Genomic DNA, 12495 nt, shown 5'->3' with positions numbered 1-12495 from the left:
ACGGCCCCGCGATCAGCGGCCGGGACGGACGGTGAGGTCGTTGACCTCGGCGTCGCGGGGCAGGTCGAGCGCCATCAGGATGGTGGTCGCGACGGACTCGGGGTCGATCCAGCGGGCGGGGTCGTACTCCTTGCCCTCCTGCCGGTGGACCTTCTCCTGCATGGGGCTGGCGGTGCGGCCCGGGTAGACGGTGGTGACGCGGACGCCGTTGCCGTGCTCCTCGTGGCGCAGCGAGTCCGCGAGGGCCTTCAGGCCGTGCTTGCTGGCGGCGTACGCGCTCCACTCGGGGCTCGCCGAGAGCCCGGCGCCGGAGTTGACGAAGAGCACGTGGCCCTGGGCGACGCGCAGCTGGGGCAGCGTGAGCCGGGTCAGCTCGGCGGGGGCGACGAGGTTGGCGTTGAGCTGGTAGTGCCAGGCCTTGGGGGTGAGCTCACCGACCGGGCCGAGCTCGACCACGCCCGCGATGTGCAGCAGCGAGTCGAGCCGTTCCGGGACGCTCTGCTGGGCGAGGGCCCAGGAGAGCCGGTCCGGGTTGGACAGGTCGCCGACCAGGGTGCGGGCACCGGGGTGGAGCGCGGCGAGCTCCTTGGCGCGGCCCGCGTCGCGGGCCAGCAGGACGAGGTCGTCCCCGCGTTCGGTGAGACGCCGGGCGACCGCTGCGCCGATGCCGGAACCGGCACCGGTGATGAGGTGAGTGGACATGGTCCCCATCGTCGCATCCGCCGCCCGGGCCCCGTACGTCACATCACTGCAGGCCGGCCGACTCCTCCAGGTAGGCCAGGGCGCCGACGCCGTCCTCCGCGAAGAAGACCAGCTCGGTCAGCGGGAGGGGCAGGAAGCCCTCGTCCTCCATGCGCTGGAACTGCTCGCGCAGGCCGTCGTAGAAGCCGGCGGTGTTGAGCAGGACGACGGGCTTGGTGTGCTTGCCGTGCTTCTTGAGCTCCAGGATCTCGGTCGCCTCGTCCAGCGTCCCGGTGCCGCCGACCATGATCACGATCGCGTCGGACTTCGCGAGCAGGAGCGCCTTGCGCTCGGCGAGGTCCCGGGCGATGACCATCTCGTCGGCGTTGGCGCGCGCCTTCGCGGCCAGGAAGTCCACCGAGACGCCGACCAGCTTGCCGCCCGCGTCCTGGACGCCGTCGGCGACGACCTTCATCAGGCCGCTCTCGGAGCCGCCCCAGACGAGGGTGTGCCCACCGCGCCCCAGCAGCTCGGCGAATTCACGGGCGGGCACGGTGTAGCGGTCGTCGAGGTCGGCGGCGGAGAGGAAGACGCAGATGTTCATGACCGCCACGGTACGACCCGCCCCGTGCGGGGCCGCTGCCGGGATGCGGCGGGCGCCGCTGTGGCGGACCCTGAAATCCGTGGCACCGCCACGAAAGCGCCCCGCGCGGCCACGCCCGTACTGGGGTCGGGCGTTGTCGTGCGGGGCTTTGCCGTGCGTACGGGGCTCAGCCCGCCGCCGCGCGCTCCCGGCGTACCGTCGTCGCGATCGTCGCGGAGCCGACCACGCGGGTGCCGTCGTACAGCACGACCGCCTGGCCGGGGGCGACGCCCCTCACCGGCTCGGTGAACGTGACGTGCAGGGTGGCGTCGGTCAGCTCGGCGGTCACCTCGGTCTCGCCGCCGTGGGCGCGGAGCTGCGCGGTGTACGTCCCCGGGCCGGACGGGGGGGTTCCGCACCAGCGGGGCTTGATCGCGGTGAGCGCGGTGACGTCCAGGGCCTCGGCGGGGCCGACCGTCACCGTGTTGTTGACCGGGGAGATGTCCAGGACGTAGCGCGGCTTGCCGTCGGGGGCGGGGTGGCCGATGCGCAGGCCCTTGCGCTGGCCGATGGTGAAGCCGAAGGCGCCCTCGTGGGTGCCGAGCTTCGCACCGGACTCGTCCAGGATGTCGCCCTCCGCCGGGCCGCCGAGGCGGTTCGCCAGGAAGCCCTGGGTGTCGCCGTCGGCGATGAAGCAGATGTCGTGGCTGTCGGGCTTCTTGGCGACCGCGAGGCCCCGGCGCTCGGCCTCGGCGCGGATCTCGTCCTTGGTGGTGAGGGTGTCGCCGAGCGGGAACATCGCGTGGGCGAGCTGGCGCTCGTCCAGGACGCCGAGCACATAGCTCTGGTCCTTGGCCATGTCCGAGGCGCGGTGCAGCTCGCGGTTGCCGTCGGCGCCGGTGACCACGGTGGCGTAGTGGCCGGTGCACACCGCGTCGAAGCCGAGCGCGAGGGCCTTGTCGAGGAGCGCAGCGAACTTGATCTTCTCGTTGCAGCGCAGGCACGGGTTGGGGGTGCGTCCCGCCTCGTACTCCGCGACGAAGTCCTCCACGACGTCCTCGCGGAAGCGTTCCGCCAGGTCCCAGACGTAGAAGGGGATGCCGATGACGTCCGCGGCGCGGCGGGCGTCCCGGGAGTCCTCGATGGTGCAACAGCCCCGGGCGCCGGTCCGGAAGGACTGCGGGTTCGCGGAGAGGGCGAGGTGCACACCGGTCACGTCGTGGCCCGCCTCGGCGGCGCGGGCCGCGGCGACGGCGGAGTCGACACCGCCCGACATGGCGGCGAGCACACGGAGGGGGCGCTGGGGAGTCTCAGTCATAGCCCCACCAGGGTACGTGGGGACGGGAACCGAAAGCTCGCGGATAAGCGTTGTCCGTCTCATGGGGACCAAGGGGACGGACGGCAGCGGCACCGGGACCGGGATCAGCCGGCGCTCGGTGCTGATCGGCGGTGCCGTCACGGCCGTGGGCACGGCGGCGCTGGCCCGGGACCGGCTGAAGCGCGCCTGGTGGCGGCTGCCGGGCGTGGAGAAGCCGCGCACGCCGGGGGCGGTGGACTACGCGGCGGCGAAGTGGGTCGCGGCCTCGGAGGCGAACTGGCGGCGGGCCGACCGCCCCGACGACTACGGCATCGACCGGGTGGTCATCCATGTCACGCAGGGCAGCTTCAGCAGCGCGGTCCGCGCCTTCCAGGACCCGGGCCACCAGGCGGCGGCGCATTACGTGGTGCGCAAGGACGGGCACGTGACGCAGATGATCCGCGAGCTGGACGTGGCGTTCCACGCGGGCAACCGCTCGTACAACGAACGCAGTGTGGGCATCGAGCACGAGGGCTTCGTGGAGCGCCCGCAGGACTTCACCGCCGCGATGTACGGGGCGTCGGCGAAGCTCACCGCGGCGATATGCGCGCGGTACGGCATCCCGGTGGACCGCGAGCACATCATCGGGCACGTCGAGGTCCCGGGCGCCGACCACACGGACCCGGGCCGCGGCTGGGACTGGGACCGCTACATGGAGCTGGTCCGGCGCGCGAAGACGTCGGGGAAGCGGGCTAGCTGAGCCCCGCCGAGCGCGCCCGCTCCACCGCCGGGCCGATCGCCCGGGCCACGTCCTGGACGTCCTGCTTGACCGAGGTGTGGCCGAGCGAGAAGCGCAGGGTGCCCCGGGCCAGGTCCGGATCGGTGCCCGTGGCGAGCAGCACGTGGCTGGGCTGGGCGATCCCGGCGGTGCAGGCGGAGCCGGTGGAGCATTCGATGCCCTGGGCGTCCAGCAGCAGCAGGAGCGAGTCGCCCTCGCAGCCGGGGAAGGTGAAGTGCGCGTTGGCCGGCAGACGGCCGCCCGGTGCCGGGTCGCCGCCCAGGATCGCGTCGGGGACCTCCGCCAGGACGGCGGCGGCCAGCTCGTCGCGGAGCGCGCCGGTCTCCCGGGCGAAGTCCTCGCGCCGGTCGGCGGCGATCCGTCCGGCGACGGCGAAGGAGGCGATGCCCGCCACGTCCAGGGTGCCGGAGCGGACGTGGCGCTCCTGTCCGCCGCCGTGCAGCACGGGCACCGGGGTGTACTCGCGGCCGAGCAGCAGCGCGCCGACGCCGGTGGGCCCGCCGATCTTGTGCGCGCTGACGGTCATCGCGGCGAGCCCGGACGCGCCGAAGTCCACGTCGAGCTGCCCGAACGCCTGGACCGCGTCGGCGTGCATCGGGATCTCGAACTCGCGGGCCACCTCGGCCAGTTCGCGTACCGGCAGGACCGTGCCGATCTCGTTGTTGGCCCACATCACGGTGATCAGCGCGACGTCGTCGGGGTCGCGCAGGACCGCCTCGCGCAGCGCCTCGGGGTGGACCCGCCCGTACCGGTCGACGGGGAGGTATTCGACGGTCGCGCCCTCGTGGGTGGCCAGCCAGTCGACCGCGTCGAGGACGGCGTGGTGCTCGACGGGGCTGGCGAGGACCCGGGTGCGGCGGGGGTCGGCGTCGCGGCGGGCCCAGTACAGGCCCTTCACCGCGAGGTTGTCCGATTCGGTGCCGCCCGAGGTGAAGACCACCTCGCTGGGGCGTGCGCCGAGGGCGTCGGCGAGGGATTCCCGGGACTCCTCGACGGTACGGCGGGCCCGGCGCCCGGCGGCGTGGAGTGAGGACGCGTTGCCCGTGACGGCGAGCTGCGCGGTCATCGCCGCGATCGCCTCGGGAAGCATCGGCGTGGTCGCGGCGTGGTCGAGGTAAGCCATGGTGGGCTCGATTCTACGAGCCCCCGGTGGGGCGTACGGCGGGCGCATGGGGTCCCGCTCCCCGCGCACCGTGCGGGCCGGGCGGATCAGCCCCCGAAGTTCCAGGCGACGACGCCGTTTCCGGTGACCAGGAAGGCCAGGACCACCAGGTCGGCGACGCCGAGCGCGAGGCCGAGGAAGGCGCGGGTGCGCCGGGTGGTGGAGCGGGCCAGGGCCACGAGGGCCATCACGATGGCGGCGGGGCCCAGCAGCAGGTTCATCACCAGCAGCCCGACGAGGCCCAGCACGAACGAGGCGACGGCGAGGCCGTCGGCGTCCCGGCGGGTGCGCGGGGCGGCTTGCACCGGGGCGCTCACCGGGAACCCCGCGCCCGCTCGCGCACGGTGAAGACCAGGAGCCAGCAGGCGATGAGCGCGCCGAGGACGAGCGACAGGGGCAGCGGGATCTGGGCCACCGCTCCCAGCACGATCCCCAGCAGGAGCAGGGCGGCGACAAGGACGATCATGTTCGGCCTTTCCGTGTGCGGATGGCGTTGCGCCAGGAACATTCGGAGTACGACTGTTCACTGACTCTTGAGTCTAAACCCGCACACCCCTTCCCCGCTCCGGAGAACAGTTGTTTACTGAATGGCATGAGTCACATCGCCGGGGTCCGCCAGAACCAGAAGCTGAAGACGCGCCAGGCGCTCCTGGACGCCGCCCTCGGACTGCTGGCGGAGCAGAGCCTGAGCAGCCTCGGGCTGCGCGAGGTGACCCGGGCGGCCGGCATCACGCCCACGGCCTTCTACCGGCACTTCGCGAGCGTGCCCGCGCTCGGCGTGGCCCTGGTCGAGCAGACCCTGGGCAGCCTGCACGGCATGATCGGCGCGATCCTCGCCGAGACCGGCGACAGCGAGGTCCGGCTCGACCGCAGCGTGGAGCTGATACGGCGTCACGTACGGGAGCAGCCCGCGCACTTCCGCTTCATCGCGCGGGAGCAGCACGGCGGGGTCGGCCCGGTCCGCGAGGCCATCGCGGCGCAGCTGCGGCTGTTCGCCGAGGAGGTGGCGGCGGCCCTCGCGGCGGAGCCGGAGTCCGCGGGCTGGGCCGAGGAGGACCTGTTGATGCTGGGCGGTCTCTATGTGGACCACATGGTGATCACCGCGTCGGCCCTGCTGGACGCGGGCCCGGCGGACGACGCGCGGGTGGCCCGCACGGCGGGGCGCCGGATGCGGCTCATCGCACTCGGCGCCCTGCACTGGCTCGACGAGCCGGCACAGGGCGCCTGAGAAGAAGAACGACCGGAGGGTCAGTCGCGCGGGGCGCGGGCGAGCTGGCGGGACTGGGCGACCAGGCGGTCGGCGCTGTCCCAGACGTCCGCGTCCTCCTCCAGGAAGCCGCCCGCCAGGTTGCGGGTGGTGATGGAGACGCGCAGCGGGCCCGGGGCCGGGCGGCAGCGGATGTGCGTGGTGAGCTCGATGGTGGGCGTCCAGCCCTTGAGCCCCAGCTCGAACGAGGTCGGCGGCAGGGCGTCCACGGTGAGCAACAGGGAGAGCGCGTCGGGGTCGCGGCCGTCGGCCAGACCGAACCAGCCGCGCATCTCGCCCTTGCCGGAGGGCTGCCCGATCGCCCAGCCGATGGTCGCCGGGTCGAGCTTGATGTCGAGCCGGTCGGTGATCGCGGAGCTGCCCGGGATCGGCGCGGGTCCGTCGCTGGGGCCGAGGCAGTGCTCGCGCGGCGGGATGGCCGGCGGCTTCGCGGCGGTGCGGACGTCGTCGCTGAGCGCGTCCAGGTCGCCGTAGGTGGCGAGGACGCGGATGCGCTCGACCTCGGTGCCGTCCTCGGCGTACTGGAAGAGCGACGCCTGACCGGTGGAGAGGGTGCGGCCGGTGCGGACGGTCTGGGTCCGGATCACCGCCGGGCCGGGCACGGAGGCGGTGAGGTAGTGCGCGGAGACGGAGAACGGGTCCGTGTGCGGCAGGGCCTCGCCGAGCGCACGGCCCAGCATCGCCAGCAGGTAGCCGCCGTTGACGGCGTGGATGATCGTCCAGCCCGCCGAGAGCTCCGCGTCGTAGACGCCCTCTTCGCGCAGGGTGACCGCGGTGTCCCTGTCGAACTCGCTGTCCCCGATGGTTGCCTGTGCCATGGACGCACCGTACACCGATTGTATTACTGAGCGGTAGCTTTTTACGCCCCCGAGTAGGTCACCCCTCGTCCGCCCGCGCCGAGCGCCGGTTGTAGGCACGCGGGGCCCGCCAGTGGAAGCGAAGCGCGAGCAGCCGCAGGACGAACGCGGTGATCACGGCCGCGCCGCTGGTCAGGGCGTTGAGCGCGTCGAAGCGGATGCAGAGCACGATCATGGTGGCGCCGACCATGGCGGGCACCGCGTACAGGTCCCGGTCCCAACGCAGCAGCGAGGGCACCTCGTTGGCCAGGACGTCCCGCAGTACACCGCCGCCGACCGCCGTGGCCAGGCCGAGCGCCGCGGACGAGGTGAGGCCGAGCCCGTAGTCGTACGCCTTCACCGTGCCGGTGACGCAGAACAGCCCGAGACCGGCCGCGTCGAAGACGTTCACGCCGACCTGGATGCGCTCCACGTGCGGGTGGAGGAAGAAGACCAGCCCGGCGGCGAGCAGCGGGGTGGTGAAGTACCCCAGATCCGTGAAGGCGGCGGGCGGCACCGCGCCGATGATCAGGTCACGGAAGAGCCCTCCGCCCAGCGCGGTCACCTCGGCGAGCACCGCGATGCCGAAGACATCGAAGTTCTTGCGTACGGCGAGCAGGGCGCCCGAGATCGCGAAGACGAAGATCCCCACGATGTCGAGCGAGTGCTGGACGGAGGGCGTGAACAGTTCGTTGAGCACCGGGCAATTGTGCCCGTACTACTCCTTCGTACCGTCCGGGGCGGGCTCGGAGGGCTCGGCGGCCTGCGCGGGCTCCTCCTTCACCGGTGCCTCGGCGGGCTCCTCCGCGGGCGCCGACCGGACCGTGATGACGTCCGCGACCAGCGGCGCGTCGCCCGGCACCTGGTCCTCGCCGTTCTCCGGGTGGTGGCAGGCCACCTGGTGCCCGGTCTTCAGCTGGAGCAGCGGCGGCTCGGTCGTGCCGCAGACCTTCGTCGCCTTCCAGCACCGGGTGTGGAACCGGCAGCCGGCGGGCGGCGAGATCGGCGACGGGACATCGCCCTTGAGCAGGATGCGGTCGCTCTTGGCACCGCGCCGGCGCGGGTCCGGCACCGGCACCGCGGACATCAGCGCCTTCGTGTACGGGTGCATGGGCGCCTCGTACAGCGACTTGCGGTCCGCCAGTTCGACGATCTTGCCGAGGTACATGACCGCGATCCGGTCCGAGACGTGGCGGATCACCGACAGGTCGTGCGCGATGATCATGTACGTGAGCCCGAGCTCGTCCTGGAGGTCGTCCAGCAGGTTCACCACCTGCGCCTGGATCGACACGTCCAGCGCGGAGACCGGCTCGTCCGCGACGACCAGCTTCGGCTTGAGCGCGAGCGCCCGGGCGATGCCGATGCGCTGGCGCTGGCCGCCGGAGAACTCGTGCGGATAGCGGTTGTAGTGCTCGGGGTTGAGCCCGACCAGCTCCAGCAGCCGCTGGACCTCCGCCTTCACGCCGCCCTCGGGCTTGACGCCCTGGAGCCGGAAGGGGGTGGAGACGATCCCGCCGACCGTGTGGCGCGGGTTCAGCGAGCCGTACGGGTCCTGGAAGATCATCTGGATGTCGCGCCGCATCGGCCGCAGCCGTCCGGCGGACAGATGGGTGATGTCGCGGCCCTGGAACTCGACCTTGCCGCCGGTCGGTTCGAGGAGCCGGGTCACCAGCCGGCCCATGGTCGACTTGCCGCAGCCCGACTCGCCGACGACGCCCAGGGTCTCCCCCGGGCGCACGTCGAAGGTGAGCCCGTCCACGGCCTGGACCGCGCCGACCTTGCGCTTCAGCACGCCCTTGGTGATCGGGAAGTGCTTGACCAGGCCGTCCACCTTGAGGAGCGGTTCGGGGCCGGACCCGTCCGACCCGGCCGCGGCGGGCGCGGGAGTCTTCTTGTTCAGCTCAGTCACAGCTTCGGCGCAATCTCTTCGGTCCAGATCCGGTCGCGCTGCTCGGGCGACATGTGGCACGCGGAGAAGTGCCCGTCGCCGACCTGTCGCAGCTCCGGACGCTCGGTCCGGGTGATGTTGTCGGGCGGGACGTCGGCGTACGGGCAGCGCGGGTGGAAGGCGCAGCCCGACGGGACGTTGATGAGACTGGGCGGCGAGCCCTTGACGGGGATCAGCCGCTCGGTCTGCTCCCGGTCGATCCGCGGCATCGAGCCGAGCAGACCCCAGGTGTACGGGTGCTGGGGCTCGTAGAACACCTTCTCGGCGGAGCCGCGCTCGACGCACCGTCCCGCGTACATCACGAGGATCTGGTCCGCGATCTCGGCGACGACGCCGAGGTCGTGGGTGATCATGATGACCGCGGAGCCGAACTCCTTCTGCAGATCGCGGATCAGGTCGAGGATCTGCGCCTGGACGGTGACGTCGAGGGCGGTCGTCGGCTCGTCGGCGATGAGCAGCTGCGGGTTGTTGACCAGGGCCATCGCGATCATCGCGCGCTGGCGCATGCCGCCGGAGAACTGGTGCGGGTAGTCATCGAACCGGCGGTGCGGCTCGGGGATGCCGACCCGGTCGAGCATCTCGATGGCGCGCTTCTTGGCGGCCCTCCTGTCGACCTTGTGGTGGACCCGGTGGGCCTCCACGATCTGCGCGCCGATCGTGTAGTACGGGTGCAGGGCGGACAGCGGGTCCTGGAAGATCATGGCCATCTTCTGGCCGCGCAGCCGCCGTACGCGCTCGGCGCCGGAGCCGATCAGCTCCTCGCCCTCCAGCCAGATCTCGCCGCCGATGCGGGCCCGCTCCGAGGTGTGCAGGCCCATGATCCCCAGCGAGGTCACGGACTTGCCGGAGCCGGACTCGCCGACGATGCCGAGGGTCTGGCCGGCCTCCAGGTCGAAGCTGACGCCGTCCACGGACCTGACCAGGCCGTCGTCGGTGTCGAAGTGGACGCTGAGGTCGCGTACGGAGAGGAACGGGTGACCGTCGCCCGGGCGCGGGGCCGGGACGGCCGCGTCCTTCTCGGCGTCCTTCTTGGTCGAGTCCTTCTTGGTCGCGCCGCTCATGAGAGCCTCACCCGGGGGTCGATCGCGGCGTACACGAGGTCCACCAGCAGGTTGCAGATGACGATGAAGAAGGCCGCGACCAGGGTCACGCCCATCACCTTGGGCAGGTCGGCGGTGGTCACGCCCTGGATCGCGAAGGCGCCGAGCCCCTGGAAGGAGAAGACGCGTTCGGTGATGACCGCGCCGCCGAGAAGCAGCGCGAAGTCCATGCCGAAGATCGTGACCAGCGGGGTGAGCGCGGACCGCAGCCCGTGCTTGACGACCACCTTGCGTTCCTGGAGGCCCTTGGCGCGCGCGGTGCGGATGTAGTCCTCGCTCATGGTCTCCAGCATCCCGGCCCGGGTGAGCCGGGCGTAGAGCGCGGAGTACAGCAGGGCGAGCGTGCACCAGGGCAGGACCAGGCTGCCCGCCCAGGCGACGGGGTCCTCGGTGATGGGCACGTACTCCCCGTTGCCGAAGAGCGCCAGGACGACCAGGCCGGTGAAGAACATCGGCAGGGAGACACCGGCGAGGGCGACGCCCATGGAGAGGCGGTCGAAGAGCGAGCCCCGCTTCAGCGCGGAGACGACGCCGATCGCGACACCGGAGATGACCCAGATGACGGCGGCACCGACGGCCAGCGAGAGCGTGACCGGGACCCGGTCCACGAGCTGCGGCCAGATCTCGGTGTGCGTCTTGAACGAGTAGCCGAAGCACGGGGCGTTGCACGTGACGGGGTCGGGGCCGAACTGGTACTGGGCGCCGACCACGATGCCCTTGATGAAGTGCCAGTACTGGAGGTACAGGGGCTGGTCCAGCCCCAGGTTCTTCTTGACCGCGGCGATGACGTCGGGGTCGGGGCTCTTCCCCACGTACTGGGCGGCCATGGAGTCGAGGGTCTGCCCGCCGAGGCGGGGCACCAGGAAGAAGATCGCGAACGTGACTGCGCTGACCACCAGCAGCAGCAACACCGCGGCGAATACGCGTCGGATGATATACGCAGCCACAGCCGTGCGGCGCCGGGCGGGTGGGGCGGGTAACCCCGCCGCCCGGCGCCTTCACCTGCCTTTCAGGGGATGCTTTTGATGAACAGGCGCTACTTGGTGGACGTCATGAGCACGTAGTCGTACATGCCGAGGTACGCGTCGGTGACGGTGACGTTCGCCGCGGAAGCCGGGCGGTAGAGCAGGTTCTTGCGGTAGAAGAGGGGAACGACCGAGGCGTTCTCCATGACCTTCTGGTCGACCTCGCCCCACGTGGCGTTGCGCTCCGTGGTGTCGACGGTCCCGATGCCCTTGACGAGGAGGTCGTTGATCCCCTTGTCGTTGAGCTCCATCAGGTTGGTGCCGCCGGAGGGCTTGATGGCCGAGCCGTTGACGATCTGGTCGAGGAAGCCGAAGCCGGTCGGCCAGTCGGCGCCCCAGGCCATCATCATCATGCCCGCGTTGTTCTTGTGGACCCAGGCCGGAACGCCCGCGAAGTCGGTGAAGTACTTGTCCGCCGGGAACTGCTTGATCTCGGCGGTGACGCCGATCGCCTTCAGGCTGTTCTGGAGCTGCGTGGCGGCGGTGACCTCGTCAGGACGGTCCGAACGGGCCGTCAGCGTGGTCTTGAAGCCGTCCGGGTGACCGCACTTGGCCAGGTGCTCCTTGGCCTTGGCCACGTCGCCCTTGCTGCCCTCGGTCGGGTACAGGTCGAACTTCTTGTAGCCGGCGACGGTCGGGGGGATGACCGTGCTCGCCGGGTCGCCCTTGACCGAGCCGCCGATCGAGTCGACCATGCTCTGCTTGTCGACCGCGTACTGGACGGCCTTGCGGCACTCGACGTTGTCGAACGGCTTCACGTTGACGTTCAGCGCGAGGTACTGGAGGGCGCCGGCGTACGGGTTGTCCGTCTTCGCCTTCTCGGACGCCTTGGCCAGGACCTTGGGCTGGGTCTTCGACTGGAGACCCGTGCCCGCGATGTCCGCGGTGGTCTCGTCGTTGAGGAGGTGCTCGTCGACCGTGGTGGGGTTGACGTTGAACTTCAGCTCGATCCTGTCCGGCAGCGCCTTGCGGATCGGGTCCGTCTTCGGGTCCCACTCCGGGTTGCGGACCAGGGTCGCGCCCTTGCTCTCGTCGTACGCCGAGAACTTGTACGGACCCGAGGAGACCATCTTCTGGACGTAGCTGGCGCCCGTGTCGGCCTTCTGCTGGATCGGCGCGGTCTGCGAGAACGCGGCCAGGTAGTCCATGTCCGCGAACGGCTTGTTCAGGTGGAAGACGATCGTGTACTTGTCCGGGGTCTCGATGGACTTCAGACCCGCGGTGGACTTGTCCTTGTAGGGACCCTTGTACTTGTCGCCGCCCTCGAGGTACGCCTTGAAGTACGTCGGGCCGTTGGACAGGGCCTCCGGCGCGAAGTTGGAGCGCTCGACGGCGTACTTGACGTCCTGCGAGGTGATCTCGGAGCCGTCCTCGAACTTCACGCCCTTGCGCAGCGTGTACGTCCAGGTCTTGGCGTCCGCGCTCGCCTTGCCGAGGCCGGTGGCGAGGTCGGGGACGACCTTCAGGCTGTCCTTGCCGGCGGCCGGCTGGAAGGTGACCAGCGAACGGGCGTACAGGCGGGAGAAGTTCTGCACCCAGCCGTAGTACGTGTTGCCGGGGTCGAGGGAGTCCGGGCCACTGGTGTGCTCGTAGGTGACCGTCCCCCCCTTCTTGTCGCTGGCGTTGACGATGCTCGTCAGACCGGCGTCGGCCTTGGCGCTGCCGCCGCCGCCCTTGCCGCTGCCGCCGTCCGAGTCCTTGCTGCACGCCGTGGCGCCGAGCGACACCGCGATCGCGACGGCTATGAGCGCCGCTGTCTTTCTGTTCTGCATGCTGAGGAAAGCCCCCTCGCTAGTC

14 protein-coding genes are annotated in these 12495 nt (G+C 71.0%); 2 read left to right on the top strand and 12 right to left on the bottom strand.

Features of this window, described 5'->3' with window-relative positions:
* Nucleotides 1–12: 12 nt before the first annotated feature.
* The 3 genes from OHS17_RS23995 to mnmA form a co-directional block, all read right to left on the bottom strand.
* A complete protein-coding gene (locus tag OHS17_RS23995) occupies nt 13–702 on the bottom strand; it encodes an SDR family oxidoreductase (RefSeq protein WP_073964848.1) in 690 nt (229 codons plus the stop codon).
* 43 nt (nt 703–745) lie between these two features.
* A complete protein-coding gene (locus OHS17_RS23990; protein ID WP_330313819.1) occupies nt 746–1285 on the bottom strand; it encodes a TIGR00730 family Rossman fold protein in 540 nt (179 codons plus the stop codon).
* Nucleotides 1286–1451: 166 nt separating this feature from the next.
* Nucleotides 1452–2582, bottom strand: a complete 1131-nt coding sequence (gene mnmA / locus OHS17_RS23985; RefSeq protein ID WP_330313818.1) for a tRNA 2-thiouridine(34) synthase MnmA — start codon at nt 2580–2582, stop codon at nt 1452–1454.
* 61 nt (nt 2583–2643) lie between these two features.
* On the opposite strand from mnmA, the gene OHS17_RS23980 reads away from it, so the two are divergent.
* On the top strand, nt 2644–3321 hold the full coding sequence (locus tag OHS17_RS23980; protein WP_330313817.1) for an N-acetylmuramoyl-L-alanine amidase: 678 nt from the start codon (nt 2644–2646) through the stop codon (nt 3319–3321).
* Here OHS17_RS23980 and OHS17_RS23975 read toward each other — a convergent pair.
* The 3 genes from OHS17_RS23975 to OHS17_RS23965 form a co-directional block, all read right to left on the bottom strand.
* Nucleotides 3314–4483: a cysteine desulfurase family protein gene (locus OHS17_RS23975; RefSeq protein WP_330313816.1), complete on the bottom strand. Its 1170-nt coding sequence runs from the start codon at nt 4481–4483 to the stop codon at nt 3314–3316. The two genes, OHS17_RS23980 and OHS17_RS23975, sit on opposite strands and share 8 nt — an antisense overlap.
* Nucleotides 4484–4569: 86 nt before the next feature.
* On the bottom strand, nt 4570–4839 hold the full coding sequence (locus tag OHS17_RS23970) for a DUF4190 domain-containing protein (RefSeq protein WP_330313815.1): 270 nt from the start codon (nt 4837–4839) through the stop codon (nt 4570–4572).
* Nucleotides 4836–4988, bottom strand: coding sequence for a hypothetical protein (locus OHS17_RS23965; protein WP_330313814.1), 153 nt, complete (start codon nt 4986–4988; stop codon nt 4836–4838). The genes OHS17_RS23970 and OHS17_RS23965 overlap by 4 nt, the downstream gene beginning before the upstream one ends.
* 126 nt (nt 4989–5114) lie before the next feature.
* Between OHS17_RS23965 and OHS17_RS23960 the strand changes: the two genes are divergently transcribed.
* A complete protein-coding gene (locus OHS17_RS23960; RefSeq protein WP_330313813.1) occupies nt 5115–5750 on the top strand; it encodes a TetR family transcriptional regulator in 636 nt (211 codons plus the stop codon).
* A gap of 20 nt (nt 5751–5770) precedes the next feature.
* Here the strand turns inward: OHS17_RS23960 and OHS17_RS23955 are convergent, their stop codons facing one another.
* The 6 genes from OHS17_RS23955 to OHS17_RS23930 form a co-directional block, all read right to left on the bottom strand.
* Nucleotides 5771–6607: a thioesterase family protein gene (locus OHS17_RS23955; RefSeq protein ID WP_330313812.1), complete on the bottom strand. Its 837-nt coding sequence runs from the start codon at nt 6605–6607 to the stop codon at nt 5771–5773.
* Nucleotides 6608–6665: 58 nt separating this feature from the next.
* Nucleotides 6666–7325: a trimeric intracellular cation channel family protein gene (locus tag OHS17_RS23950; protein WP_330313811.1), complete on the bottom strand. Its 660-nt coding sequence runs from the start codon at nt 7323–7325 to the stop codon at nt 6666–6668.
* Nucleotides 7326–7343: 18 nt separating this feature from the next.
* Complete coding sequence (locus OHS17_RS23945) at nt 7344–8534, bottom strand: ABC transporter ATP-binding protein (protein WP_330313810.1); 1191 nt, start codon at nt 8532–8534, stop codon at nt 7344–7346.
* Complete coding sequence (locus OHS17_RS23940) at nt 8531–9634, bottom strand: ABC transporter ATP-binding protein (protein WP_330313809.1); 1104 nt, start codon at nt 9632–9634, stop codon at nt 8531–8533. The genes OHS17_RS23945 and OHS17_RS23940 overlap by 4 nt, the downstream gene beginning before the upstream one ends.
* Nucleotides 9631–10620, bottom strand: a complete 990-nt coding sequence (locus OHS17_RS23935) for an ABC transporter permease (RefSeq protein ID WP_026171441.1) — start codon at nt 10618–10620, stop codon at nt 9631–9633. The genes OHS17_RS23940 and OHS17_RS23935 overlap by 4 nt, the downstream gene beginning before the upstream one ends.
* Nucleotides 10621–10709: 89 nt before the next feature.
* Nucleotides 10710–12470 carry an ABC transporter substrate-binding protein gene (locus OHS17_RS23930; protein ID WP_330313808.1) on the bottom strand — a complete coding sequence of 587 codons (1761 nt, stop codon included), beginning with the start codon at nt 12468–12470 and terminating at the stop codon, nt 10710–10712.
* Nucleotides 12471–12495 lie beyond the last annotated feature (25 nt).

Source organism: Streptomyces sp. NBC_00523 (genome assembly GCF_036346615.1).
Taxonomy (GTDB): domain Bacteria; phylum Actinomycetota; class Actinomycetes; order Streptomycetales; family Streptomycetaceae; genus Streptomyces.
Note: the sequence above shows the minus strand (reverse complement) of the source record. Positions and strands in the feature narration are given on the sequence as shown.

What these genes read in the sequence shown, in the direction of transcription:
- OHS17_RS23940 (WP_330313809.1), bottom strand. Translation starts at nt 9,634, where the DNA reads ATGAGCGGCGCGACCAAGAAGGACTCGACCAAGAAGGACGCCGAGAAG.
- OHS17_RS23965 (WP_330313814.1), bottom strand. Translation starts at nt 4,988, where the DNA reads ATGATCGTCCTTGTCGCCGCCCTGCTCCTGCTGGGGATCGTGCTGGGA.
- mnmA (WP_330313818.1), bottom strand. Translation starts at nt 2,582, where the DNA reads ATGACTGAGACTCCCCAGCGCCCCCTCCGTGTGCTCGCCGCCATGTCG.
- OHS17_RS23975 (WP_330313816.1), bottom strand. Translation starts at nt 4,483, where the DNA reads ATGGCTTACCTCGACCACGCCGCGACCACGCCGATGCTTCCCGAGGCG.
- OHS17_RS23930 (WP_330313808.1), bottom strand. Translation starts at nt 12,470, where the DNA reads ATGCAGAACAGAAAGACAGCGGCGCTCATAGCCGTCGCGATCGCGGTG.
- OHS17_RS23990 (WP_330313819.1), bottom strand. Translation starts at nt 1,285, where the DNA reads ATGAACATCTGCGTCTTCCTCTCCGCCGCCGACCTCGACGACCGCTAC.
- OHS17_RS23980 (WP_330313817.1), top strand. Translation starts at nt 2,644, where the DNA reads ATGGGGACCAAGGGGACGGACGGCAGCGGCACCGGGACCGGGATCAGC.
- OHS17_RS23960 (WP_330313813.1), top strand. Translation starts at nt 5,115, where the DNA reads ATGAGTCACATCGCCGGGGTCCGCCAGAACCAGAAGCTGAAGACGCGC.
- OHS17_RS23955 (WP_330313812.1), bottom strand. Translation starts at nt 6,607, where the DNA reads ATGGCACAGGCAACCATCGGGGACAGCGAGTTCGACAGGGACACCGCG.
- OHS17_RS23995 (WP_073964848.1), bottom strand. Translation starts at nt 702, where the DNA reads ATGTCCACTCACCTCATCACCGGTGCCGGTTCCGGCATCGGCGCAGCG.